Annotated in this window: 22 protein-coding genes and 2 pseudogenes; 7 read left to right on the top strand and 17 right to left on the bottom strand. The window is 70.1% G+C overall.

Annotated elements, in window-relative coordinates; genetic code table 11:
• Nucleotides 1-2 precede the first annotated feature (2 nt).
• The 4 genes from kdpE (at nucleotide 3) to AC1DF3_RS22535 (ending at nucleotide 3099) form a co-directional block, all read left to right on the top strand.
• Nucleotides 3-695, top strand: coding sequence for a two-component system response regulator KdpE (gene kdpE / locus AC1DF3_RS22520; protein ID WP_478140888.1), 693 nt, complete (start codon nucleotides 3-5; stop codon nucleotides 693-695).
• An 87-nt stretch (nucleotides 696-782) separates the two neighbouring features.
• Complete coding sequence (locus tag AC1DF3_RS22525; protein WP_478140889.1) at nucleotides 783-1886, top strand: site-specific integrase; 1104 nt, start codon at nucleotides 783-785, stop codon at nucleotides 1884-1886.
• 386 nt (nucleotides 1887-2272) lie between these two features.
• Nucleotides 2273-2554, top strand: coding sequence for a hypothetical protein (locus tag AC1DF3_RS22530; protein WP_286536773.1), 282 nt, complete (start codon nucleotides 2273-2275; stop codon nucleotides 2552-2554).
• A gap of 92 nt (nucleotides 2555-2646) precedes the next feature.
• Nucleotides 2647-3099 (top strand): septal ring lytic transglycosylase RlpA family protein, encoded by a 453-nt coding sequence (locus AC1DF3_RS22535; protein ID WP_478140890.1) that lies wholly within the window; start codon nucleotides 2647-2649, stop codon nucleotides 3097-3099.
• Between the two features lie 15 nt (nucleotides 3100-3114).
• Here AC1DF3_RS22535 and AC1DF3_RS22540 read toward each other — a convergent pair whose 3' ends face one another.
• The 16 genes and pseudogenes from AC1DF3_RS22540 to AC1DF3_RS22615 form a co-directional block, all read right to left on the bottom strand.
• Nucleotides 3115-4278, bottom strand: coding sequence for a CMD domain protein (locus AC1DF3_RS22540; protein ID WP_478140891.1), 1164 nt, complete (start codon nucleotides 4276-4278; stop codon nucleotides 3115-3117).
• Nucleotides 4275-5591, bottom strand: coding sequence for an acyl-CoA thioesterase/bile acid-CoA:amino acid N-acyltransferase family protein (locus AC1DF3_RS22545; RefSeq protein ID WP_478140892.1), 1317 nt, complete (start codon nucleotides 5589-5591; stop codon nucleotides 4275-4277). The genes AC1DF3_RS22540 and AC1DF3_RS22545 overlap by 4 nt, the downstream gene beginning before the upstream one ends.
• 10 nt (nucleotides 5592-5601) lie before the next feature.
• Complete coding sequence (locus tag AC1DF3_RS22550) at nucleotides 5602-7167, bottom strand: ABC transporter substrate-binding protein (RefSeq protein WP_478140893.1); 1566 nt, start codon at nucleotides 7165-7167, stop codon at nucleotides 5602-5604.
• A 36-nt stretch (nucleotides 7168-7203) separates the two neighbouring features.
• Complete coding sequence (locus tag AC1DF3_RS22555) at nucleotides 7204-8244, bottom strand: ABC transporter ATP-binding protein (protein WP_286536902.1); 1041 nt, start codon at nucleotides 8242-8244, stop codon at nucleotides 7204-7206.
• Nucleotides 8245-8274: 30 nt separating this feature from the next.
• Nucleotides 8275-9270: pseudogene (locus AC1DF3_RS22560) on the bottom strand (ABC transporter ATP-binding protein); the annotation flags it as partial.
• Nucleotides 9267-10175, bottom strand: coding sequence for an ABC transporter permease (locus tag AC1DF3_RS22565; RefSeq protein WP_436411623.1), 909 nt, complete (start codon nucleotides 10173-10175; stop codon nucleotides 9267-9269). The pseudogene AC1DF3_RS22560 and the gene AC1DF3_RS22565, both read right to left, overlap by 4 nt.
• Nucleotides 10172-11146 (bottom strand): ABC transporter permease, encoded by a 975-nt coding sequence (locus tag AC1DF3_RS22570; protein ID WP_286529266.1) that lies wholly within the window; start codon nucleotides 11144-11146, stop codon nucleotides 10172-10174. Before AC1DF3_RS22570 ends, AC1DF3_RS22565 begins: the two co-directional genes overlap by 4 nt.
• The gene (locus tag AC1DF3_RS22575; protein WP_478140894.1) at nucleotides 11143-12648 is read right to left on the bottom strand and encodes a SidA/IucD/PvdA family monooxygenase; all 1506 of its coding nucleotides are present in this window, start codon (nucleotides 12646-12648) and stop codon (nucleotides 11143-11145) included. The genes AC1DF3_RS22570 and AC1DF3_RS22575 overlap by 4 nt, the downstream gene beginning before the upstream one ends.
• Before the next feature lie 11 nt (nucleotides 12649-12659).
• Nucleotides 12660-13649 carry a LysR family transcriptional regulator gene (locus AC1DF3_RS22580; RefSeq protein ID WP_478140895.1) on the bottom strand — a complete coding sequence of 330 codons (990 nt, stop codon included), beginning with the start codon at nucleotides 13647-13649 and terminating at the stop codon, nucleotides 12660-12662.
• Between the two features lie 148 nt (nucleotides 13650-13797).
• Nucleotides 13798-14367: pseudogene (locus tag AC1DF3_RS22585) on the bottom strand (NAD(P)-dependent oxidoreductase); the annotation flags it as partial.
• Nucleotides 14364-16373 (bottom strand): transketolase, encoded by a 2010-nt coding sequence (gene tkt / locus AC1DF3_RS22590; protein ID WP_478140906.1) that lies wholly within the window; start codon nucleotides 16371-16373, stop codon nucleotides 14364-14366. The gene tkt and the pseudogene AC1DF3_RS22585, both read right to left, overlap by 4 nt.
• 10 nt (nucleotides 16374-16383) lie before the next feature.
• Nucleotides 16384-17415, bottom strand: a complete 1032-nt coding sequence (locus AC1DF3_RS22595; protein WP_478140896.1) for a TRAP transporter substrate-binding protein — start codon at nucleotides 17413-17415, stop codon at nucleotides 16384-16386.
• A gap of 27 nt (nucleotides 17416-17442) precedes the next feature.
• The gene (locus tag AC1DF3_RS22600) at nucleotides 17443-18192 is read right to left on the bottom strand and encodes an SDR family NAD(P)-dependent oxidoreductase (protein ID WP_478140897.1); all 750 of its coding nucleotides are present in this window, start codon (nucleotides 18190-18192) and stop codon (nucleotides 17443-17445) included.
• Between the two features lie 61 nt (nucleotides 18193-18253).
• On the bottom strand, nucleotides 18254-19261 hold the full coding sequence (locus tag AC1DF3_RS22605) for a transketolase family protein (protein WP_478140898.1): 1008 nt from the start codon (nucleotides 19259-19261) through the stop codon (nucleotides 18254-18256).
• Nucleotides 19258-20103, bottom strand: a complete 846-nt coding sequence (locus AC1DF3_RS22610) for a transketolase (RefSeq protein ID WP_478140899.1) — start codon at nucleotides 20101-20103, stop codon at nucleotides 19258-19260. Before AC1DF3_RS22610 ends, AC1DF3_RS22605 begins: the two co-directional genes overlap by 4 nt.
• 38 nt (nucleotides 20104-20141) lie before the next feature.
• Nucleotides 20142-22004, bottom strand: a complete 1863-nt coding sequence (locus AC1DF3_RS22615; RefSeq protein WP_478140900.1) for a TRAP transporter large permease — start codon at nucleotides 22002-22004, stop codon at nucleotides 20142-20144.
• A gap of 195 nt (nucleotides 22005-22199) precedes the next feature.
• Between AC1DF3_RS22615 and AC1DF3_RS22620 the strand changes: the two genes are divergently transcribed.
• Nucleotides 22200-23147 carry a LysR substrate-binding domain-containing protein gene (locus AC1DF3_RS22620; RefSeq protein WP_286536759.1) on the top strand — a complete coding sequence of 316 codons (948 nt, stop codon included), beginning with the start codon at nucleotides 22200-22202 and terminating at the stop codon, nucleotides 23145-23147.
• On the top strand, nucleotides 23144-23542 hold the full coding sequence (locus AC1DF3_RS22625; protein ID WP_478140901.1) for a VOC family protein: 399 nt from the start codon (nucleotides 23144-23146) through the stop codon (nucleotides 23540-23542). The genes AC1DF3_RS22620 and AC1DF3_RS22625 overlap by 4 nt, the downstream gene beginning before the upstream one ends.
• A 39-nt stretch (nucleotides 23543-23581) precedes the next feature.
• Here AC1DF3_RS22625 and AC1DF3_RS22630 read toward each other — a convergent pair whose 3' ends face one another.
• Nucleotides 23582-24487: a LysR family transcriptional regulator gene (locus AC1DF3_RS22630; protein WP_478140902.1), complete on the bottom strand. Its 906-nt coding sequence runs from the start codon at nucleotides 24485-24487 to the stop codon at nucleotides 23582-23584.
• 133 nt (nucleotides 24488-24620) lie between these two features.
• On the opposite strand from AC1DF3_RS22630, the gene AC1DF3_RS22635 reads away from it, so the two are divergent.
• Nucleotides 24621-25336, top strand: a 716-nt coding sequence (locus tag AC1DF3_RS22635) for an amidohydrolase family protein (RefSeq protein WP_478140903.1), incomplete at its 3' end; no start/stop codon positions are given.

Below are 25336 nucleotides of genomic sequence, written 5' to 3' on the forward strand. Positions count from 1 at the left end.
ACATGCCTGTGCCCGTTGCCATCGTGATCGAGGACGAGCCGCAGATCCGCCGCTTCGTGTGCGGCGCGCTGGAGGCCGAGGGCTGGCAGGTGCACGAGGCCGGCACCCTGCGCGATGGGCTGGCGGCGGCCGGCACGCGGCAGCCCGACCTGCTGGTGCTTGACCTCGGGCTGCCGGACGGCGACGGTGTCTCGCTGATCCGCGACGTGCGCGGCTGGTCGGCGGTGCCGATCATCGTGCTCTCGGCACGCACCGACGAAGCCGACAAGATCGCCGCGCTCGATGCCGGCGCCGACGACTACCTCACCAAGCCCTTCGGCACCGGCGAACTGCTGGCCCGGGTGCGCGCCAACCTGCGCCGGCCACGGGCGGCCGCGGGCGGCGAAGAGCCCGAGGCCGTGTTCCGCTTCGGCGAGGTCGAGGTCGATCGCAGTGCGCGGCTGGTGCGGCGGGCCGGCTCAGAGGTGCACCTGACACCGACGGAGTACCGCCTGCTGTCGGTGCTGGTGGCCAATGCCGGGCGGGTTCTGACCCAGCGGCAACTGCTGCGCGAGGTATGGGGACCGTCGCATGGCGAGCAGAGCCACTACCTGCGGATCTACATGGGGCACCTGCGGCAGAAGCTGGAGCAGGACCCCGCGCAGCCGAAGCACCTGATCACCGAGATCGCGGTGGGGTACAGGCTCGTGGTGTGAAGACGGCAGGGCGAAGCGATGTGTTCTCTTATGATATACCGCACCATGGACAGGCCGCCCGGCACTCGGTATGCTGCCGCTCCATCCATGCCCCACACCATCGCCGTCTCCCGTGAAGCGTCCCTGCCCTGGCTGAAGAATCCGGTCGAAGCCCACCGGCAGTGGCGTTCGACCTTGAGTTGGAAGAAGGACGTCGGCAGCGACGACGCACCGCTCTACACCGCGCACAGCAACAGGCTCTACCAGTCGTTCTGGGGCAAGTTCTGCCGCTGGCTGGCCGGCCGCTCGCTGCGGCTCGACGAGGTGCGGCAGGCCCATGTCGAATCCTTCCTGGACAGCTTGCGCGGCCGGGCCGATGCGCCCGCCAGCGTGCGCACCATGCGCACCTACCTGGCGGAGATCCATCGCGTGTTCACGCACCTGCAAGCCATCGGCGTGGTGGCGGCCAATCCCGCATCCGTGGTGCTCGAACGCAAGCGGCGCCAACCCGAGACCCGCTTCGCCACCGATCCCCCGTTGCCGCCCGGCCCGAGCTTCCTCGCGGCCTACGAGCGAATGGCCGTGCGTTTGTTCGAGGAGGAATCGGACCAGCTTCCCGATGGCTGGACGCCAGCACGTAACCTGGCCCTGCGCCTGGTGGTGGCGGAGTGCGGCCTGAAGCTGTCCGAAGTCTGCAAGCTGATCCCGCGCAACATCACGCTGCGGCCCGACGGCAGCGTGGTGGTCCGCGCCCCGGGACACCGCCAGGTCGAGGCCCGCGTGCTGGTCGGCCGCGCCCCGCTGGCGAAGGCGCTGCAACGGTGGCTGGCGATCCGAAGCACGCTGCGGGTGGTGCGCACCCGTCGCGAGCGCGAAGAAAACGCGCGCAACTCCAATCGACTGTTCCTCGGGCAGGCCGACATGGTGCAATCGACCGAACTGGTCGGCGGCGGGCTCGGCGCCGCCTGCAGCCCGGTGGCGCCCGACCTGGCCGAGCGCGTCGTGACGAGTTGTGTCAAGCGCACCCTCGAATCGCTGGGCCACGAGGCCGCCTTCCATGGGCCGCAGCTGGTGCGCAATGCCTATGCCGCGCGGCTGATCGCGCGCGGCATGAGCGATGCGGAGGTCTCCGACCAGCTCGGGATGAAAACGACTTTCACCGCAAGGGCCATCCGCGAGAAGGTGGCGCCGGTGTTGGAGTCCGCGCCATAGGACCGGAAACGAAGAAGCCCGGCGAGTCGCCCCGCCGGGCCTGGGTTCTCGCACGTGCTGCGTTTGCCTTCGAGAGGCTGCACTGCCTACGTGAGAGGCGCACCGGAGAACCTGGGTGAAATATGGTGCAGCGCGCTGTGCGTTTCTGTCGGACGCGACCGCGTCTTGGAGACCAGCGCGTTCATTCAAGGCTTGACCCGCGGCGGGTCGCCGCATGGCGAGGTCGCGGGGCGGGCCGAGGCGCCGGCGTGCGGTAGGCAGCCGCCGACGGGAGTCGGACAGCGCGGCGCCAGGTTGGCGGACTCCTCCTGCCCTCGAAACTTCGGCGGCGGGGCCACAATTCACGCGTCCACTTTCCAGATTCAAGGATTTCAGAAGGAGACACCATGCCGATGGAGTTTCTTCGCCAAGTCGCCGAACAGAAGCTGCCGTTTACGGTCTATGCACCCTCGGACATCGACAAGCTGCGCGTGCTTCGTGCCGCGGGCCTGGTCACCGCTTTCATTCCACCGGCCGAGGAGATGCGCTCCGGCGCGGAAATGCAGAAGGCGGCCCAGGTGCTGGCGATCACGGCCAAGGGCATCGCGGCGCTGCACGGGGAGCTCGACGACACGGATCTGCTGGCGCCCAGCGGCCCCGAAGACGCGGGCAGCGCGAGATACCTGTAGCGTCCACGAGCCGGACTGCCATCATGTCGACGCGCTTTTCACCGCAGCGATTCGCGGCCGCGGTCTGCATCGGAGGCCTGCTCGCCGGGTGCATGACCGCTCCGACTCGGCAGGAGTCGACTGCACAGCCCGCCGCGCCGCAAGCGACCCAGCCGGCGCCCCCGCCAGGGCCCCCCGCAACGAAACCAGGCCTCGACCGCAGCGGCAGCAAGCAGGTCGGCAAGGCGTCCTTCTATGCCGACAAGTTCAGCGGCCGCAAGATGGCGGACGGCAGCCGGATGGACCCGCGCGACGACAACGCCGCCAGCAAGACGCTGCCGCTCGGCACCACCGCGAAGGTGACCAACTTGGAGACCGGTCGCAGCGCGGTGGTCACCATCCAGGATCGCGGCCCCTACGTGAAGGGCCGCATCGTCGACCTCTCCCCGGCCACCGCGCGCGAGATCGGCATCTCGCGGGAAAACGGCGTGGCACAGGTCGAAGTCACACCGCTGTCGATACCACAGCCCGACGGGAAGAAGCCCGCCAGCGACGCCGGCCGATGAGCGCCGCCGCGCCGATCAGCCGTACACCGGCTCGCCGAGGTTGAGCATCAGCCGGTTGGCCCAGGCAAAGATCGCGACCGCGTGGAGGGTGTCGAGGATCTCGAGGTTCGTGAGCCCGGCGGCGCGCACCGCCTGCAGCTGGGCCGCGCCGAATCCCGCCGGGTCGCGGGTGAGTGCGATCGCCAGCCGGACGATCGCGCGCTCGCGCGCCGTGGTGCCCGCGGTCTCCGGCTCTTCGAAGACCTGCGCGATGACGTCGTTGCGCCGCGCCAGCTGCTCGAAGCGCTGCGCATGCACCGAGGCGCAGTAGACGCACCCGTTGACACGCGAGACCACCGCGCTCGCCAGCTCGCGCTCGGCGCGCGACAGGCCGCCGGGCGCGTACATGATCGCGTTGAACACCGTGGCCCGCTCCTGCAGGATGCGCGGCTGCAGCACCAGCAGCAGGTAGTAGTCGGAGCTGCGCGCCTTCGGATGGCTGCTGTCGAGGACGCGCACCTGCTCGGGCGATGCCTGCGTCAGGTCGAGGGTCGGCAGCCAGGCCTTCCAGCCCAGCGTCTCGCTGGTGTAGCCGTTGATGCGCAGCGGCTCGCCGGGCGGCGGCAGGTTCGCCGGATGCACGAACGGCGCCGGGTCTTCGTCCGCGGCCGGCGCCGCGCCGTCGCCGCCGAGTTCGGCCAGCGCCCGCAGGCCCGCGACCACCCGCACCTGGTAGGCCACGAAGGCGATCAGCTGGGCCAGCGCCACGACCTCCGGCGTCGACAGTCCGGCCGCCGGCAGCTTCAGCAGCGCCTCGCGGTCGCCTTCGACCGGATGATCGGTCAGTGTGCGGGCGAAGCGCAGCACGGCCTGCAGGCGAGGGTCCTGGCCCAGCGCTTCGGGCGCCGCGCCGTCCGCCGCGGCCTGCTGCGCCGGGCTCAGCGGCGCCAGGGCATCGAGCCGCGCGCGGTAGTGCGCGTGCAGCGCATCGCTGCCCGCACTGCGCGCGATGGCGTCGGCGACAAGCAGCCGCTCCACCAGCGGCGAGCCCGAGAGCTCGGGTTCGAACAGGGCCTCGTAGCTGCCTTGCGTTGCGGCCACCACCTTGTGGCGCTGGTGGCGCAACGCATGCGTGGCGCTGCCTGCCGCGAGCGGCACGGAGGCGTCGACCAGGTCGACGGAAGGATTCGAATCGGTCATGGGCTTGTGTCTCCAGGGGATGCGATGCGCGCGGCCACGGCCTGCTGCAGGAAGCGCAGAACGCCCTGCCAGGAAGCCTCGTCCGCATGCGCGTTGTGGGCGGGCGTGCCGCCCGAAGTGCTGCGGCGGCCCGACACCGGGTGGGCATAGGCTAGCTGCGTGGTCGGCACGAAGGGGAACAGGATCGAGTGGCCCGCGCCCTCGAAGTCCAGGTGCGCCACCGCATGCGGGTGCCCGAACTGCGCCAGCCGCTCGGTCACCATGCGGCCGTAGAGGCTCGACGGCCAGGAGCCGTCGTCGGTGGCCGACAGCACCATCACCGGGCCACGGATCTTTTCCACCGGGATGCGCGCGCGTTCTACTGCTTCCGGATCCTGCAGCGCCGTCAGCAGCGCATCGGCATGGCGGCGCGGCTCGGGGCCTTGGTCCCAGGGCGCCCAGGTCGCGGTGCGGTTGTTCTCCCACACATGCGGCAGCGGGCGGCCACGAAAGATCCAGGCCGGGCCTTCGCGGCCGAGCGCCGGATCGCAGGCGTTCTGCGCGCAGTGCACCACGGCGCCGGGCACATAGCCGATCACGGCCGACACCGACGCCGGGAACAGCGTGCCGAGCAGCAGCACCAGTTCGCCGCCGCGCGACTGGCCGCTGAGGGCGACGAAGCCCTGCAGCGGCTTCAGCGTGCGGTGCATCCAGGCCAGCGCCGTCTCGAAGTACTCGAGCCGGGTGGCCGAGATGTAGTCCGACAGGCCCGGCGCCTTGAAGTAGCCGAGCGCGAATGCCGCGTAGCCATGCGAGGCATACAGCGCGGCACGCGGCTCGTTGATGCCGCCGCCCGAGCCGTTGAGGATCATCACGGCGGGATGCGGACCGGGCCCGGCGGGCAGGAACAGCGTGCCGACCAGGCCCTCTTCGCGAACCTCGCGGCGCGTCACGCCTGCCGCGGCCAGGCGCTGCACGAAGCCGCCGCGCACCGGTCGGGCGTCGCCGTCGCGCCGCGCGAGGATGTCGGTTGCGAGCGCCGCCGCCGGCTCGGCGTCGAAAAGCTCGCGCGCACCGGCCGTGTCCGGCACCTGGGCCCAGACCAGGCCCATCGCCGACACGCCCTGGTAGCTGCCCGCGACCGGCGCGTCGCGCCAGAGATCGACCGTGCCTTCGGCATCGGCGACGAAACGCGCCGCCGCGCGCCAAGGCACGCCCGCCCCGCGCAGCGTGCAGCTGGCGACCTCGACCTGCTCGCCCGGCGCCAGGCCGTCGAGCGCGATCCGCCGCGGCACGTCGATCAGCGCGTCTTCGGGCGTGATGCTGGGCCTCATGCGCCGGCCTTCACTTGACTTGCGTAACCTGCATCGCGGTCGTGCGGTCGCTCAGCAGCGGCACGACCTTCAGGCCCTTCTTCGCGGCCCAGATGTTCTGGTAGTGGTAGAGCGGGATCTGGCCCACGTCGTCGGTCACCAGCTTGGCGGCATGGCGGAAGATGGCTTCGCGGCGCTTGGCGTCGAACTCGACGGTGGCTGCATCCAGCGCCTTGTCGACCGCCTCGTTGCTGTAGCCGCCCCAGTTGTTCGAGCCGCGTCCGCGCTTGGCGTCGGGCGTTGCCAGGGTCTGCAGCAGGCCGTAGCCGGCCTCGCCGGTGCCGTTGCCCCAGGCGATCACGCTGACCGCGTAGTCGTTCTTGGTCGCCCGGCTCGAATACACCGACCAGGGCACCACCTCGACCTTGGTCTTCACGCCGATGCGGCTCCAGAACTGCGCCACCGCCTGCACCGTCTCGGGCGCCTGCGGATAGCGGTCGCCCGGCACGTGGATCGCGATCTGGAAGCCCTGCGGGAAGCCCGCCTCGGCCAGCAGCTTCTTGGCCTGCTCGATGTTGTAGGGGATTGCGGGCACCTCGGGGTTGTAGCCGAAGCTGCCCTTGGGCATCCACTGGTTGGCCTCGGTCACGGTGCCCTGCAGGATGCGGTCGACGATCGCCTTGCGGTTGATGGCCAGGGACAGCGCCTGGCGAACCCTGACGTCGAGCAGCGGGTTCTTCTCGAGCGGCTTGCCCGCGTTGTCGGTGATGAACTCGTTCGGCCCGGCCTTGAAGTTCGGCTGCAGCAGCAGCACGCGCAGGCCAGGGTAGGTGTAGACGCTGACCTTCGGGTCCTTGCGCAGCTTCTCCACGTCGGTCACCGCGACCTTGTCGATCACGTCGACGTCGCCGGCCAGCAGTGCCGCCGTGCGTGCCGCGCCGTTGCTGATGAAGCGGTAGTTGACCTTCTCCCACAGCGGCTTCGGACCGTAGTAGCCGGGATTGCGCTCGAACACCGTGCGGTCGCCGGGCACGTAGGAGATGAACTTGTAGGGGCCCGAGCCGACCACGGCGCGGCCGGCGTTGTAGTCCTCGGTCCTGGACTTCTCGCCCACATGCTTGCTCACGACGTAGATCGACGCGATGTCCAGCGGCAGCATCGGGTTGGGCGTGTTGGTCTTGACGATCAGCGTGGCCGGGTCCTTGGCAGTGACCGACTCGACCGTGCGCAGCGCGCCCGAATAAGAAGCCACGCTGCCCGGCACGCTGCGTGCGCGCTGGAACGAGAACACGATGTCGTCGGCCGTGAAGGGCGTGCCGTCCTGCCACTTGATGTCGGTGCGCAGCTTGAATTCCCAGGTCTTGTCGTCGAGCGCCTTCCAGCTCGATGCCAGTGCGGGCTCCAGCTTGCCGCCGTCGCGCGAATTGATGATCGAGTCCCAGAAATGCAGCGCCAGCGAACGGTCGCCCGCATGGTTGTTGAGCTCCGGGTCGACCGATGAGATCGGGTCGGCGAAGCCGATGGACAGCGTCTGGGCGGACGCGGCGACGCCGCTGGCGAGCAGGGCGGCGGCAACGATGGGAAGCAGGCGGTTCATGTGGATACCCTCAGGAAGGACAAGTGAAGCAGGGACTCAGTGGGCGTCGTGCAGATGGCACGCGCTCGCGTGATGGATGGCGATGCCGCGCAGCCGCGGCGTCTCGGTGCGGCAGCGCGGCATCGCCTGCGGACAGCGTGGATGGAAGTGGCAGCCCGACGGCGGCGCGATCGGGCTCGGGATCTCGCCGCGGATCGCGCTGAAGCGCGCGCCGCGCGCCTCGATGCTCGGGATCTCGGCCAGCAGCGCCTGGGTGTAGGGATGCGCGGGCCGCGCGAACAGCTCGGCCACCGGCGCGCTCTCGACCACCCGGCCGAGATACATCACGGCCACGCGGTCGCACAGGTGCTCGATCACGCCGAGGTCATGGCTGATGAACAGATAGGCCAGGCCCAGCTGGTCGCGCAGGTCCATGAAGAGGTTCAGGATCTGGGCCTGGATCGACACGTCCAGCGCCGCCACCGCCTCGTCGCTCACCAGCATCGACGGCTGGACCGCCAGCGCGCGGGCGATGCCGATGCGCTGGCGCTGGCCGCCGCTGAACTGGTGCGGGTAGCGGTGGCGCAGCGCAGGGTCGAGCCCGGCGCGCTGCAACTGGGCGCAGACGTAGTCGTCCAGCCCGGCGGCGTCGGTCAGGCCATGCAGCAAGGCGGCCTCGCCGACGATGCGCGAGACGCGCAGCCGCGGGTTCAGGCTCGCATACGGGTCCTGGAACACCATCTGGATGCGCAGCCGCGCGGCCAGCTGCTCGGCCGGCGTGAAGTCCGCGGCCGGCGTGCCGCCCACGATCACCTCGCCTTCGGTGGGCCTGAGCAGGCCGGCCGCGATGCGGCCCAGGGTCGACTTGCCGCAGCCGGATTCGCCGACCAGACCGACCACTTCGCCGGGCCGCACCGACAGGTCGACGCCGTCGACCGCATGCGTGACGACCGGCGGCCGGTTCCAGCCGACGCTGCGCAGCGCGCGCCCGACCACACCGGGCGGCGGCGTCGCGCCGAAGCGCTGCGCGACCTGCCGCAGCGCGATCAGCGGTGGCGCCTGGTCGTTGGCCGCCGGCGCCCGCGGCGCCGCTGGCAGGCGCGGCGCTGCCGGCGCCGCCGGCCTGCCCTGCTGCGGATGGAAGCAGCGCACCTGGTGCCAGGGTGCCTCGTGGCGCGGCCGCGAGATCTCCGGGCGTGCTTCGCAGGCCGCGTCCGCATGGGGGCAGCGCGGCGCGAAGGCGCAGCCGACCGGCATGTTCAGCAGGCTTGGCGTCATGCCCTGGATCTGCCGCAGCCGCGCGCCGCGCGCGTTGGCGCCGGGCAGGCTGTCGATCAGGCCGCGGGTGTACGGATGGCGGGGATGGTCGAGCACGTCGTCCACCGTGCCGTGTTCGACGATGCGCCCCGCGTACATCACGGCGATCTCGTCGGCCAGGCCGGCCACCACCGACAGGTCGTGGCTGATCCAGATCAGCGAAGTGCCGGTGTCGCGCACCAGCTTCTGCACTTCGGAGAGGATCTGCGCCTGGATCGTCACGTCCAGCGCCGTGGTCGGCTCGTCCGCGATGATCAGGTCGGGGCCGTGCAGCATCGCGATGGCGATCGCCACCCGCTGGCGCATGCCGCCCGAGAGCTGGTGCGGGTAGGCGCGCAGCCGCTCGTCCGGGCTCGGGATGCCCATCCGCCCCAGCGTGTCGCGGGCATGGCGGCGCGCCTCCTCCGCCGAGACCCGCCGGTGCGCCTGCACCGCCTCGATCATCTGCGTGTCGACCCGCAGCACCGGGTTGAGCGTGGCCATCGGGTCCTGGAAGATCATCGCGATGCGGTTGCCCCGCAGCGCGCGCCGTTCGCCGGTCGCCAGCTGGGTCAGGTCGCGGCCCTGGAACAACACCTGGCCGCCCTCCACCCGGCCCGGCGGATCGACCAGGCCCAAGATCGAGAAGCCGGTCACCGACTTGCCGGAGCCCGACTCGCCGACCAGCCCCAGCACCTTGCCGCGGCCCAGCGTGAACGACACGCCGTCGACCACCGGCAGCACGCCGGCGCGGGTGTGGAAGCGCGTCTGCAGGTTGCGCACTTCCAGCGTCGGCACTTCGAGTTCGGGCGCGAGAACGGCGCTCATTTCTGCAACCTCGGGTTGAGCACGTCGCGCAGCTGGTCGCCCACCAGGTTGATAGCGACGATGGCGGCCAACAGGGCGACGCCGGGAAAGAAGCTGATCCAGTACTCGTTCGACAACAGGTACTGGTAGCCGTTGGAGATCAGCAGGCCGAGCGAGGGCTCGGTGATCGGCACACCCAGCCCCAGGAACGACAGCGTCGCTTCCAGCGTGATGGCGCGCGCGATCTGCAGCGCGCCGATGACCAGCAGCGGCGGCAGGCAGTTCGGCAGGATGTGGCCGGTGAGGATGCGCCAGCGCGGAATGCCCTGCCCTTGCGCCGCATCGACGTACTCGCGCCGCGCCTCGACCAGGGCCTGGCCCCGTGCGGTGCGCGCGTAGTAGGCCCATTCGAGCAGCACCAGCGTCAGCATGACGTTGCCCACGCCCTTGCCGACGTAGGCCAGGATCATCAGCGCCATCAGGATGGTCGGGAACGACAGCAGCAGGTCGACCAGCCGCATCAGCAGCGCGTCGACCTTGCCGCCCGCGTAAGCGGCCACGAGTCCGACCAGCGTGCCGATCACCGCCGCGATCAGTGCCGAGCCGACGCCGACCGTCAGGCTGATGCGCAGCCCGTAGATGATGGCCGAGTACAGGTCCCTGCCCTGCCCGTCGGTGCCGAGCCAGTAGGTGTAGCCGCCCTCGCTGCTGCGCGAACCGGGCGGCAGGCGGGCGTCGAGCACGTCCAGCTGCAGCAGGTCGTAGGGGTTCTGCGGCGTGATCCAGGGCGCTAGCAGCGCGGCCAGCACCACGATGCCCAGCACCACCAGGCCACCCACCGCGATGCGCGAGTGCAGGAAGTCGGCGGCGACCCGCCACCAGATCGAGCGCTCGTCGTAGGTCTTTGCCATGCTCACGCCGCTCATCGGGCGCCTTCCAGCCGCACCCGCGGATCGAGCAGCTTGTAGAGCAGGTCCACGATCAGGTTGAGCGTCACGAAGATCACGACCACCACCATCAGGTAGGCCACCACCACCGGCCGGTCGAGCGAGTTGATGCTGTCGAGGATCAGCTTGCCGGCCCCCGGCCAGGCGAAGATGGTCTCGGTGACCACCGCGTAGGCGATGGTCGCGCCCAGCTCCAGCCCGAGCACCGTGACCAGCGGGATCATGGTGTTGCGCATGACGTGCATCAGCATCACGCGGGTCGGCGACAGGCCCTTGGCGCGCGCGAACTTCACGAAATCCTGCGGCAGCACCTCGCGCACGCCGGCGCGCGTGAGCCGCAGCACCAGCGAGATCTTGAACAGCGCGAGATTGAAGGCCGGCAGCAGCAGGTGCTGCAGCCCGTCGAGCGTGAGCCAGGACCACTGGACGCCGAACAGCGCACGGGTCTCGCCGCGCCCGCTGGCGGGCAGCCAGCCCAGCTGCACGCTGAACACCATGATCAGCATCAGCGCCACCCAGAAGGCCGGCAGCGAGAAGCCGACGATGCTGGTGGCCATCAGCGTGCGCGACACCGGGTGCTCCGGCTTCATGCCCGCGAACAGCCCCAGCGGCACGCCGACCACGATCGCCATCAGCAGCGCCGCGAAGGCCAGCTCCATGGTCGCGGGCAGGCGCTGCAGGATCAGGCGCACCGCGTCCTCCTGGTAGACGAAGCTGCGACCCAGGCTGCCGTGCAGCGCGCCGTCCACGAAGGCCAGGTACTGGCGCCACAGCGGCTGGTCGAGCCCGAGCCGCGCGATGGCGGCGAGCCGTTCCTGCTGGTTCATGTCCTCGCCGATCAGGATGTCGATCGGGTTGCCGATGGCGTGCAGGCCGATGAAGACGATCAGCGTCATCGCCACCACCACGAGCAGCGCCTGCAGCAGCCGGCGCAGCAGCCAGCCGGTCACCGAACGACCTCGGGGTCGGCGGCTTCGACGTACGGCGGCAGCACCGAGGGCGTCCATTCGTCGCCATCGAGCTCAGGCTCGGCATAGCGTTGCATGGCGGCGAAGTGCAGCTCGGCGTCCTCGCTCAGCAGCTTGGCCGCGAGGCCGCGCGCAAGCCGCTGTGCACCGTCGGTGATCTGCGGGATGTCGCCGGCCGCGGCGCCGTGCGAGAGCGAGGCGGCGTAGTTGAAGCAGTGCACGCGCTCCAGGCCCGGGCAGGCGCCCGGCGTCTTCGGCTGGAACTCGAACAGCGGGCCGAGGTCGGGCGACTCGGCCAGTTCGGTGTCGGCCGTGCCCTCGGGCGGTGCGAAGCGGTCCTGCCAGACCCGCACCTGCGGCGCGAAGGCGGCGAACTCGGGACGCAGCGCCCAGTCGGTGCGGAAGCCGGTGCTGAAGACCACGAAGTCGACCGCCAGCGGGCCCCGGCTGGTGTCGAGCCGCAGCGCGCCGTCGGCCCGCCGGACGGCGCCGAGCACCGAGGTGCCGAGCTGGAAATGGGCCGCGGCATGGCGCGACACGCGCAGCGTGCTGCCGTGCGGCGGCGGCACCTGCTGGACGTTGATGTAGTGGCGCATGCGCCATTTCCATTCGTCGGGCAGCTGCCAGAAGCCATGCACCATCCCCGGGCTGCCCGCGCCCTTGCCCTTGTTGACCCGCGGCAGGTCGGCGCGCCGGATCAGCAGGTCGACCCGCCCGGCACCGGCTTCGAGCGCCGAGGCGGCGGCGTCCATCGCCGAGGCGCCGCCGCCGACGACCGCGACCCGCCGGCCCCGCAGGCTTTCTGCGTCCCAGAGATCGGACGAATGGGCCCATCGATCGCGCGGCAGCGCGGCCGCCCAGTCGGGCACCCAGGCGCCGCCCAGGCCGTCGCGGCCGGTGGCGAGCACCACGTGGCGCGCCTGGAGGGTGTAGGCCTTGCCATCGGCCGTGCCGTCCAGCAGGTCGAGCTGCACCACGCCGTCGGCGCGCGGCAGCACCGCCCGCACCTGCTGTTCGTTGCGCACGTCGAGGCCCAGCACGCTGCGATACCAACGCAGGTACTCGGCCCACTGCAGGCGCGGGATCTTGTCGAGCGCGTCCCAGGCCGCCAGCCCGAACTGGGCCTCGAACCAGGCGCGGAAGGTCAGCGCCGGCAGGCCCAGCGCAGGGCCGGTGAGTTCCTTGGGCGAGCGCAGCGTCTCCATGCGCGCGGTCGTGGCCCAGGGGCCTTCGAAGCCGGCCGGCGAACGGTCGTAGATGCGGGCGCGCAGGCCCAGGTGCGTGAGCGTGGCCAGCAGGGCCAGGCCCGCCATGCCGCCGCCGACGATGGCCACGTCCAGCGGCGCCTCGCCCGGCCCGTTCTTCACGGGCACCCAGGGCTTGGCGGGCAGGCCGAGCCAGGCCAGGTCCTGGCGCAGGCGTGCCTCGAGCGCCGCCAGCCCGGCGGGCGCTTCGGCGATCGGTGGTGGGAGCTTGGCCTTCATCGCGGATGCTTTCAGAAAGAGGTGTCGTCGCCGGACGGCCGCGCAGCGTCGCCATAGACGCTCTGCAACAGGGCCGCATGGGCGGAGGGGTCGTGGCGCACGAAATGCGGCAGCGCGCTGGCGGCTTCGAGCAGCGCGTCGATCAACGCCCGCACGGGCGGCGTGACCGGCCGGGCCTGGGGCGTGACCACGCCGAAGATGAAAGGGATGTCGGTGTCCAGCGGCCGCACCGCCAGGCCCTCCATCGGGGCGCCGCGGGCGGTCAGCGGCTCCAGCACCGCCACGCCGAGGCCGGCCCGCGCGAGTGCTTGGGCGTTGACCGAGGAGTTGGTCTCGATCAGCGCGGACTGCTGCGTCGGCGGGTGGCCGGCGCGCGCCAGAGTGGCGTCGAGCCGACGGCGCAGGCGAAAGGGATTGCTCATCGTGATGAGCCGGCGCTGCGCCAGCGCCGCCAGCGGCACCACCGCGTGGGCGGCCAGCGGATCGTGTTGCGGCAGCACGGCCACGCAGGGCATCTCGCCGATCCAGTGCACGTCGAGGCCGCGATGCTCCAGCGGCAGGCTGCTGGCGCCAAGCTGGACCGCGCCGCTGAGCACCGCATGGACGACCTGTTCGGGCGAGGCGCTGCGCAGCTGGATCGGCGCGGCGCCGGCCTGCGCTTCCAGCCGCTGCAAGGCCTGCGGCAGCAGTCCGACCGCCAGCGCGGAGGTGGCGGCCAGCACCAGGGGCTGCGCGTTGCCGCGCGCGATCTCGGCGGCGCGAAGGTGGATCTGCTGGAGGCCGCCCAAGGCGCGCTCCACGTCTTCATACAGCAGGAAGCCCTGCTCGCTGGGCGTCACGCGAGGACCATGGCGGGTGAACAAGGCATAGCCGATCTCGGCTTCGAGTTCCTGCACCAGCCTGGACACCGCCGGCTGCGAGCGCGCCAGCAGCCGGGCGGCGCCCGTGACGCTGCCGGTCGACATGACGGCGGCAAAAGCCTCAAGCTGGCGCAGTTCCATGGGTTTGACTATCCATATTGATAATCATCAGGCATTTATCATGCCATTTACAAATACTTCCTTTCCATAAGCTTAGAGGGAACTGTCTTAGTTGCCGTGAGAGTCGGGAAAATGTCGATGATCCGCCAAAAGCTCAGCACAGATGGCTGGGGCCGAGTCCGCTCTTTCCCTTGTGGGCGGCGAACATCGGCTGCATGCCGAAGGCCTTGGCGATCTCGGCCACGCGCTGGCCCAGCACGCCTTCGCCCACGATGCCGAGCCACGCGCCGGCCAGGTCGCGGATCGGGTGGTCGAAATAGCAGAACTGGCCCGACTCCTGCCACCGCCCCGCCAGCACGGATTCGCGGTAGGCGACCACGTTGCGCCGCAGCGCGAGGATCAGCGCGAAGGTGTGCTCCGGCACGGTGTTGACCGCGTAGCCGCGGATGTTCGCCACCGCGACGCCGCGCGCCGCGCAGGCCGCCTTGTCGACGCAGTCGGTGCCGGTCGCGGCCACCGCCACCAGCCGCAGCGCGGGCAGGCGGTCCAGTGTCGCGGCCGTGATCGGCACCTTGTTGGTGATGGCGATGGTTGCGCCTTGCAGTCGGCCGGCCACTTCGTCGGCGGCGGTGCGTTGGTGCTCGACCAGTTCATGGTCGAAGGCCGGGCGGCGCAGCCGGATCTGCGGCGCGATCGTTGCGCGGTCGAGAAAGACGATGCGTTGCGTGGGGAGGCTCAGGGTTGGATCTTCGACAGGCGCTTCGCCTCGGCGGCGACGGCCGTGGGCGTGATGCCGAACAGTTCGTACAAGGCATCGGCCGGGCCCGACGCGCCGAAGCCCGTCATGCCGACGAAGCCGCCGCGCTCACCGAGGTAGCGGTCCCAGCCGAAACGCACCGCCGCCTCCACCGCCACCCGCACGCCGCCCGGCGGCAGCACGGCGGCCCGGTAGCTGGCGTCCTGGGCGTCGAAGCGCTCGCAGCAGGGCATCGACACGACCGCGGTCGGGATGCCTTCGGCCTGCAGCTGCAGGCGCGCCTGCAGCGCGACCGCCACTTCGGAGCCGGTCGCCAGCAAGGTGACGGCGCGCGCCCCGCCCTCGGCTTCCGCCAGGACATAGGCGCCCCGGCGCGAGAGGTTGTCGTCGCTCGGATGTCGCCGCACGGTCGGCAGGGCCTGCCGTGCGAACACGAGCGTCGTCGGGCCGCTGCGCTGTTCGAGCGCGATCTCCCAGCATTCGGCGGCTTCGACCGCATCGGCCGGCCGCAGCACCAGCATGTTGGGCATGGCCCGCAGCGAGGCCAGGATCTCCACCGGCTGGTGGGTCGGCCCGTTCTTGCCGACCCCGATCGAGTCGTGGCTGAACACGAACTTCACCGGCAGCCCCATCAGCGCAGCCATCCGCATCGCCGGGCGCTCGTAGTCGGCGAAGGCGAGGTAGGTCACGGCCAGCGGGATCACGCCGCCGTGCGCCGCCATGCCGTTGGCCATGGCGCCCATCAGGTGCTCGCGCACCCCGCAGTGCACGTAGGCGCCCGCGCGGTGGTCGGCCGTGAAGGCCTCGAGCCGGCGCTTGTGGCTGGTCGGCGCCTCGAGGTCGGCGCAGCCCACCATCCGTTCGGGCAGCACCTCGGTCAGCAGGTCGTTGATCTCGGCCGAGATCATGATGCCCCCCGGCGGCTCTTCGCGGTCGACCGCGCGGCGCTTGCAGGCCTGCAGCACCTCGCGCCATCCCGCGGGCAGTTCGCCCGCCATCACCCGATCAAACTCGGCGCGCCGGTCGGCGTTCAGGGCCGCATGGCGCTCCTGCCAGGCCTGGTGCGCGCCGCGGCCGCGCTCGCCGGCGGCACGCCACGGGCCCAGCACCTCCGGGGGAATCTCGAACGGTGCATGGGGCCAGTCGAGCTCGCGACGCGCGATCTCGGCGTCCTCGGGATGCAGCCGCCCGCTGTGGCCGCCGCGCTGGCCCTGCAGCCGTGCGATGCCGCGGGCGATCACGGTGCGGCAGGCGATCAGCGAAGGCCGGGGGTCCGACTTCGCGGCCGCCAGTGCCGCCGACACGGCGTCGATGTCATGCCCGTCGACCTCGACCACGTGCCAGTCGGCGACCCTGAAGCGCGCTGCCACGTCCTCGCTGATCGACAGCGCCGTGCTGCCGTCGTCGGTGATGCGGTTGTCGTCCCACAGCAGCACCAGCTTGCCGAGCTTCAGATGCCCGGCCAGCGAGATCATTTCCTGGCCCACCCCTTCCTGCAGGCAGCCGTCGCCGACGAAGGCATAGGTGTGGTGGTCGACGAGTCCATCGCCGAAGCGCGCGTTCAGGTAGGCCTCGGCCACCGCCATGCCGAAGGCGTTCGCGATGCCCTGGCCCAGCGGCCCGGTCGTCACCTCGATGCCGCTGGCGGGGTCGATCTCGGGGTGGCCTTCGCAATGCGCGCCCAGTTCACGGAAACGCCGGATCTCCTCGATCGGGAACTGCGCGTAGCCGGTCAGGTGGAGCAGCGCATAGAGCAGCATCGACCCGTGGCCGTTGGAGAGAACCACCCGGTCGCGGTCGGGCCAGGTCGGGTCGGCGGGCAGGAACTTCAGGTGCCGCGTATAGAGGGCCGTCGCGATTTCGGCCATGCCCAGCGGCACGCCCTGGTGGCCCTCGGTGGCGCGCACGATGGCGTCGATGGCGAGGAAGCGGCTCGCGTTGGCGAGCGGCGCGGTGGCGGGCTGGTCGGGCTGGTCGGGCTGGGCCATGGCGAGGACCTCAGGCAAGGACGCCGGTGTTCTGTTCCAGCAGGGCCCAGGCCTCGTCGCCGAACTTGGCGCGCCAGTCCTTGTAGAAGCTGGTCTTGCCGAGGGCGGCCTTGAAGACCTTCTTGTCGACCTCGATGAACTGCAGGCCCTTGCCCTGCAGCTCGGCGCGCAGCGACTTGCTGAGCGCGGCGATGTCGGCGCGCTCGTCGTCGGCCGCCTTGTCGAACTCGCGGAAGACGATCTCCTGGATGTCCTTCGGCAGCCGGTCCACCGCCTTGCGGTTGCCGAGGATCCAGTAGGCGTCCCAGACGTGGTTGGTCAGGCTGCAGTACTTCTGCACCTCGTACAGGCGCGCCGTGGCGATGATGGCGAGCGGGTTCTCCTGCCCTTCGACCAGCTTGGTCTGCAGCGCCGAGTAGACCTCGTTGAAGTTGATCGGCGTCGGGCTGGCGCCGAGGGCGGTGAACAGGGTCGAGAGCATCGGTGCCGACGGCACGCGCAGCTTCAGGCCCTTGAGGTCGTCCGGCGTGTTGATCGGCTTGGTGGAGGTCGTGATCTGGCGAAAGCCGTTCTCCCAGGGTTTGGACATCGTCATCAGCCCGACCTTCTCGATCTGTGCGCGCACGTACTTGCCCAGGCCGCCGTCCATTGCCTTCCAGACCTGCTCGCTGTCGCTGAACGCGAAGCCGGTGTTGACGATGCCGGCCGCAGGCACCAGCGTCGACAGCACCGAACTGGCCTGGTTGAAGAACTCGATGCCGCCGTTGCGCACCTGGGACAGCAGGTCGGTGTCGGAGCCGAGCTGGTTGGCCGGGAACAGCCGGATCTCCAACCGGCCGTTGGTGGCCGCCTTGATGCGGTCGATCGCCTCCTGGGCGCGCTTGTTGACCGGGTGGGTGGGGTCCTGCCCGGTGGCGAGCTTGTAGTTGAACTCGGCCGCATGGGCGCGCTTGGGCAGGATGGCGAAGAGCGGCAGCGCGGCGGCGCCGGCCAGGCATTGGCGGCGGCTCAGGCCCGCGGTCGGGGTCTTGTTCGGGGTCATGGCTTGTCTCCTTGGGGGGCGTTGCGATCAGTGGATCAACATGCCGCCGTTCACGTCGAGCGTGACGCCGGTGCAGTACTTCGCGAGCGGACTCGCCAGGAACACGACGCAGCCGGCGACATCCGCCGGCTCGCCGATCCGGTTCAGCGGGATCTGGTCGAGGATCCCCTGCATGCGGTCGTCCGGGATCAGGCCCTTGTTGATGTCGGTGGCGATCAGGCCCGGCGTCACGCAGTTGACGCGGATGCCGTCGATGCCGGCCTCGCGCGCCAGCGCCCTGGCCAGGCCCAGCACGCCGGCCTTCGCGGCCGAGTAGTGCGGGCCGCCGAGGATGCCGCCGCCGCGCTGGGCCGACACCGAGGAGATGCAGACGATGGCGCCCGACTTCGCCGAGCGCATCGCCGGCAGCACCGCCTGCGACATGTAGAGCGTGCCGCGCAGGCTGACGTCGAGCACCGCGTCGTAGTCGGCGCCCGTGATGTCGACGAACTTGCGCGGCTGCGTGATGCCGGCGTTGTTGACGAGGATGTCGATGCGCCCGCATTGCGCGAGCACCTCCTTGGCGGCGCGCTCGCACGAGGCCTTGTCGGTCACGTCGGCCACCAGGCCCAGGTGCTGCGGTCCGAGGCGAGCGGCGGCGCCCGCCGGGTCGGCCCGTTCGAGATCGAGGATCACGACGCGCGCGCCCTGCGCGGCCATCAGCGAGGCGGTGGCGAAACCGAGGCCGGCCAGACCGGCACCGCCGGTGATGAGGGCAACTTTGTCAGCGAGAAGCATGGTGTGGACTCCGGAAAAATGAAGGGTGGTGACGGGGACGGATGTGGAAGGCGGCGTGCTGTCAGCCCAGCCAGCCCTTGATGCGGGCCGCGAGCGCGTCCAGGCTGATGCCGTAGCGCTCGTGCAGCGTCGGCAGCGCGCCGGCATCGAGGAAGGCGTCGGGCAGGCCCGCCAGTTCGAAGCCGGCCGGCTGGACCCGATGGCGCAGCAGGGTGCTGGCCACCGCCTCGCCCAGGCCGCCGATCACCGAGTGGTTCTCGGCGACGACGACCAGCCGGTGCCGGTAGCGCACGGCTTCGAGGATGGTCGCTTCGTCGAGCGGCTTGATGGTCGGGCAGTGCAGCACGGCGACACCGATCCGGTCGGCCGCCAGCTTCTGCGCGACCTCGAGCGCACGCATGGTCATGAAGCCGCTGGAGATGACCAGCACATCGTCGCCGTCGCGCAGCAGCTTCGCCTTGCCGAGCTCGAACTTGTAGTCGTACTCGTCGAGCACCAGCGGCACATTGCCGCGCAGCAGGCGCATGTAGACCGGGCCGTTGTGGGCGGCGATCTGCGGCACGGCCTGCTCGATGTCCAGCGCATCGCAGGGATCGACGATGGTCAGCCCGGGAATGCCCCGCATCATCGCGATGTCCTCGGTCGCCTGGTGGCTGGGGCCGTAGCCGGTGGTCAGGCCCGGCAAGGCGCAGCAGATCTTGACGTTGAGCTTTTCCTCGGCGATCACCTGGTGGATGAAGTCGTAGGCGCGGCGGGTGCCGAAGACGGCATAGGTGGTCGCGAACGGCACCAGCCCTTCCTTGGCCATGCCGCCGGCAGCCGCCATCAGCAGCTGCTCGGCCATGCCCATCTGGTGGAAGCGCTCGGGATAGACTTGCGCGAACAGGTGCAGGTCGGTGTACTTCGCCAGGTCGGCCGTCAGGCCGACGATCTCGGGCCGGCTGGCACCGAGCTCGACCAGCGCCTTGCCGAACGGCGCGGCCTTGACGCGCTGCCCCTCGGTGGCGATCGAGGCGATCATCGCCGAGGTGGTCAGGCGCGGCTTCTTTTCGGCGACGGGGGCGTTCATGCCAGGGCTCCTTCGGTTTGCGATTGGTCGAGCGTCTCGATGGCCTGCTGCCACTCGGGCGGGTCGACGCGGATGAAGTGGTTCTTCTCGCGCTGCTCGAGGAAGGGCACGCCCTTGCCCATCAGCGTGTCGAACAGGATCACCCGCGGCTTCGCTTCGCCCAGCTGGCGCGCGGTGTCGAAAGCCTTCAGCACCGCCGGCAGGTCGTTGCCGTCGACGCGCTGCACGTGCCAGCCGAAGGCGGTCCACTTGTCGGCCAGCGGCTCGAAGCCGAGCACCTTGCCCGAGGGGCCGTCGGCCTGCTGGTTGTTGATGTCGACCAGGCAGATGAGGTTGGCGAGACGGTGGTGGGCGGCGCCCATCGCGGCTTCCCAGGTCGAGCCCTCGTCGAGCTCGCCGTCGGACATCGAGTTGTAGACGAAGGCCGGATTGCCCTTCTGCCGCAGCCCGAGCGCCATGCCGACGCCGATCGCCAGCCCGTGGCCGAGCGAGCCGCCCGAGATCTCCATGCCCGGCGTGTAGGTCGCCATGCCCGACATCGGCAGCCGGCTGTCGTCGCTGCCATAGGTCTCTAGCTCGCTCTCGGCGATGATGCCGGCTTCGATCAATGCGGCATAGAACGCGATCGCATAGTGGCCGTGCGACAGCAGGAAGCGGTCGCGGCCCTCCCACTCGGGTTCGTCGGGGCGCAGGTTCAGCGCGTGGCCGTAGGCCACCGCCAGCACGTCGGCCCAGCCGAGCGCCTGGCCGATGTAGCCCTGGCCCTGCACTTCGCCCATGCGCAGGGCGTAGCGGCGGATGCGGTAGGCCCGCTCGCGCAAACGGGTCGTCAAATCAGACATGGAATGGTCCTTGGTCGTGGAAGGGAATGGAGGAAAGCTCAGCCCAGGAGCCCGATCGAGATCCAGGGCACGAAGGCGACGATCAGCAGGCCGGCCAGCAGTGCGCCCAGGTAGGGCCAGATGCGGCGCAGCGCGACGTCGGGATGGGCGCGGCCGATGGTGCAGGCCGCGTAGTAGCCGAGGCCGAAGGGCGGCGCGAACAGGCCGATGCCCATGGCGAGGATGATCACCATCGCGTAGTGCACCTCATGCACGCCGATCGCCTTGGCGACCGGGAACAGCAGCGGCGCGAACAGCACCATCGCCGGGATGCCCTCGAGCACGCTACCGAGCACCACGAAGGCCGCGATCGACACCAGCAGGAAGCCGTACTTGCCGCCGGGCACGCTGGTCATCACGCTGGCCAGGCTGTGCGAGAAGCCGGACTGCGTCAGCGCCCAGGACATGCCGGTGGCGGTGCCGATGATGAACAGGATCGCGCCCGACAGCGCCGCGGTGTCGATCAGCATCGGGTACAGCCGCCGCCAGTCGAAGCGCCGGTAGATGAAGAGGCCGGCGACCACGGCATAGGCGATGCCGATGGTCGAGACCTCGGTGGCGGTCGCTATGCCCTCGACCACCGCGGTGCGGATCAGCACCGGCAGCGCCAGCGCCGGCAGCGCGACCAGCAGCGTGCGGCCGACGACGCCGAGCGGCGCACGCTTCAGGCCGTGCGCAACCTCGGCGCTGCGGTAGCGCGCCAGCATGGCCAGCATGATCGCCAGCACCACGCCGGGCAGGATGCCGCCGGTGAACAGCGCGCCGATCGAGATGCCGGCGACCGAGCCGATGGTGATCAGCACCAGCGACGGCGGGATCGTCTCGGCCATCGCGCCGGAGGCCGCAAGCAGCGAGATCAGCTCGCCTTCGTCGTTGCCGCGCTTCTTCATCTCGGGCAGCAGCACCGGCGCCACCGCCGCCATGTCGGCGGTCTTGGCGCCGGAGATGCCCGAGACCAGCAGCATCGCGCCCAGCAGCACATAGTTCAGTCCGCCGCGCACATGGCCCAGCAAGGAAGCCAGGAAGTCGACCATCGCCTTGGCCATGCCGGTCATCTCGACCAGGTGCCCGAGCAGGATGAACAGCGGCACGGCGAGCAGGATCAGCGAGCTCATCCCCTCGTCCATCCGCCCGCTCACCACCGCCAGCGGCGTCGAGGTGGTGGACAGCAGGAAGGCCACGGTCGCCAGGCCGAAGCAGAAGGCGATCGGCACGCCGAGCAGCACGCCGGCGCCCAGCAGCAGGGCGAAGAAGATGAAGAGGTTCCAGTTGCCGATGCCCTGCAGCCAGTCCGACCCGAGGTACAGCAGCCCGGCCAGCGCCGCCATCGCCACCGCCACGCCGATCAGGTCGGCCGCGCCCAGCCGGGCCAGGCGCAGCAGCCCGAGCGCGATCATCAAGGCGCTGGCCACCGGCACCGCGGCCGCCCGGATCGTGTTGGGCCAGGACAGCGCGGGCGTCTGCACGACCCATTCGTCGCGGGCGTACTCGGTCATCGGCCCGATCAGGATCATCAGCAGCAGGCAGGGGGCGGCGATGGCGAGCGCCTCGGCCCAGGCCTGCGCCCGCGAGCTCCAGCGCGAGACCAGCGCCGTGGTGCGCATGTGCGTGCCGCGCCGCAGCGCGACGGCGGCGCCGAGGTTCGCGAGCCACAGGAACAGGATCGACGCCAGCTCGTCGGCCCACGGAATCGGGCTGTTGAAGATGAAGCGCGAGATCACGCCGGCCAGCAGGACGACGACTTCGCCGACCACCAGCGCAGCCGCGGGCACCTCGATGGCATGCCCTAGCCAATCCTCGCAGCGGGCGGCCAGCGAGCCGGCGGGTCCGACGCGGTGCGGCGTCAGCAGCAGGCCGCTCATCGCGCACCTCGCGGGCAGGTGATGCGGGGTCGACCCGCAAAGCGTTCAGTCATGCCTGTCTCCTGTTGTGTGGGGGTGTCGTCGCCGGACGTCCGGGGTCCGTGGCGCCGATGGTCGGCGTTGCATCGCATGACGACAAGCGAAGTCTCTTCAGCCTAAGATGACGGTTTGTCATCCAACTACAGGGTTGACCCCATGGCCACCATTCCACCGGTCCCCAACCTCAGGGCTTTCGAGGCCGTCGCGCGGCGGCGCAGCTTTGCCCATGCGGCGGCCGAGCTCCATCTCACCGCGTCGGCGGTCAGCCATCAGGTCTCGCGCCTCGAGGCCCATCTCGGCGTGCGCCTGTTCGAGCGCAGCGCCCATGGCGTACGGCTCAGCGCGGCGGGCGATCGCTACCTGCTGCGCATCAGCGGCGCGCTATCGGCCCTGCTGGCCGCCACGGACGACCTGCAGCAAGGCGTCGAGAACAGCCTGTACGTGCACTCGACACCCAGCTTCGCCAGCCTGTGGCTGGTGCCGCGATTGCGGGCCTTCGCCCGGGCCTGTCCGGACATCACGCTGAACCTGTCGGCCGCGCACACGCACAGCGACTTCGCGCAGGGGGAGGCCGACCTGGACATCCGCTACGGCGTCCCGCAGTGGCCCGACATGGTGATCGAGCCTTTGTTCGAGGAGCGCATCGTCCCGCTGGCCAGCCCGGCGTTCATCCGCGAGCATCGTCTCAAGCGGATCGACCAGCTGGCCGACGTGCCGCTGATCCAGAGCAACGTCAGCGTGGTCCAGTGGTCCGACTGGCTGGCCGCCTTCGCGGACCTGCGCGCGCCGGAGCGCTTCTCGGTGCGATTCGATCGCGCCATGATGTCGCTGGACGCCGCCGCGCAAGGGCTCGGCGTCGCGCTCGAAAGCACGACCATCGGTGCCGGCCACCTCGCCGACCGCCGCTTGAAGCCGATCTTCGGACTCGACAAGGCGGTTCGCGTGAAGGCGCACTTCGTGGTCTACCCGGCCCGGCATGCGCGCCGGCCGCCCGTGGAAGCGTTCCTGAGCTGGCTGCACGGGGAGGCGTCGAAGGCCGAGGGCCGGGCTGGCACCCGGCGTACGATGGCCGTCTCGACCCCACCCTCGACCGCGACGAAATGACAAACTCTCTCCAGCGCATCAGTGCCATGAGCCTGTTCGTCGAAGACCTGCAGGCCGCCAAGACCTTCTACCAGGCCGTCTTCGGCGTTCAGGTCATTTTCGAGGACCAGAACTCGGTGGCGGTCGGCTTCGAGAACCTGATCGTCAACCTGCTGAAGGTCGACAGCGCCCGCGAGCTCGTCCAGGCTGGCCGCGTGGCCGCAGCGGATGCCGGCTCCCGCTTCCAGCTCAGCATCTGGGTCCCCGACGTCGATGCGGTCTGCCGAGAGTTGCAGCAACGCGGCGTGACCTTGCTGGCCGGCCCTGTGGACAAGCCCTGGGGCATGCGCTGCGCGAGCTTCGTCGATCCCGCGGGCCACAGCTGGGAAGTGGCAGCGAAGATCCATCCGGCGTAGCGACGGCGCCACGCCAGGACGCGTCCGCAGCCGCGGGGCTCAAGCCTCGTTCGAGAAACCCAGGCGCCACTGGCTGTCGACTGCGAAGCTGCGCGCCAGGAAATCCACGAACTCCCGCACTTTCGGCGACGGATGGCGAGGCTGGGGAAACACGGCATACAAGGTGCGTGACTCCGGCGTCCAGCCCGGCAGCACGACACACAGGTCGCCGGCGGCGATGTCGGCGGCGACCAGGAAAGTCGGCAGCAGGCCGATGCCCGCGCCTTCGAGCAGCGATTCACGCAGCACCTGGCTGTTGTTGCAGCGGCAGTCGCCCGTGACGCGCACGGTCCGGTCGCCGCCGGGCCCGATCAGGTGCCACTCGTCGGGCACCTGGCCCCGGTTGTAGACCAGGCAGTTGTGCCGCTTCAGGTCCGGCACGGCCGCCGGCTCGCCGTGCCGGGCCAGATACGACGGCGCCGCCACCACGGCGCGTGCCATGCGGCCGATCGGCCGCGCACCGCGCATCGGCTCGCGATCGTTGGCAGCGATGGCGATCGCGACGTCGAAACCCTGCTCGGCGGGGTCGACGAAGAAGTCGTTCATCGTGAGTTCGAGCTTGACCTCAGGAAAGCGCGCGAGGAAATCGGCGATGGTGCGGCCCAGGTGCGCCGAGCCCAGCGAGATCGGTGCCCGCACCTTCAAGAGACCGCGCGGCGTGGGGTGCAGCTGGCCGGTGGATTTCTCCGCCTCCTCGATGTCGTCGAGGATGCGCACGCACTTGGCGTAGTAGGTGCCGCCCGCCTCCGTCAGGCTGATGCGCCGGGTGGTGCGCGCCAGCAGCGGCGTGCCGATATGGGTCTCGAGCGCGGCCACGTACTTGCTCACCGAACCGGCCGACATCGTGAGTTCCGCGGCCGCGTCGCTGAAGCTGTTGCGCTCGACGACCTTGCGAAAAACCGCCATGCAGGTGAGTCGGTCCACATTCTTTCCAATCAGGAAATCAATTCTTCTCAGAAGACTTATTTATATCCTAATGAGAAACCTTCAGTATCCGCCCTGCCCCCTGTGAAACGACGATGACAACAAGAGGAGCTCCATGAAGCGGATCCTGATCCAGCACGCGAACATCCTGTCGATGGACCCCGAGGTCGGCGACTTCGACGACGCCGACATCCTGATCGAGGACGACAAGATCCTCGCCGTCGGCCCGAACATCGAGGCCGGCGACGCCGAGGTGGCCGACGGCCGCGGCCGCATCGTCACGCCGGGGCTGGTCAACGCCCACATCCACACCTGGGAGTACCAGCTGCGCGGCATCGGCAGCGACTGGGTGGGTTTTCGCGACTACGTGGCCAACATGCACGGCAACCTCGCCACGCGCTACGGCGTGCGCGACGTCTACCTGGGCAACCTGCTGGGCGCGCTGAACCAATTGCGCAACGGCACCACCACCATCGTCGACTGGTGCCACATCCTGCGCGATGCCGAGATGACCGACACCGCCATCGATGCCCTCGAGGAGTCGGGCGTGCGCGCCGTCTTCGCCCGCGGCACCGTCAAGCCCCCCGAGCGACCCGGCGAGGTGCCCTATCACAAGAAGCCCTTCCCGCGCGAGGAGATCGAGCGCCTGCGCAAGGGCCGCCTGGCCTCCGACGACCGCCTCGTGACCCTGGCCATGGCCATCCTCGGGCCCGACTGGGGCGAGTACGACGTCGCCGCCCACGACATCCGCCTGGCACGCGAGTTCGGCCTCATCAACTCCGCCCACACCTATGGCCGCAAGGGCAAGCGCGTGGTCGAGGACGGCTACCC

The sequence above is a fragment of the Variovorax sp. 10N432 genome (genome assembly GCF_056394465.1).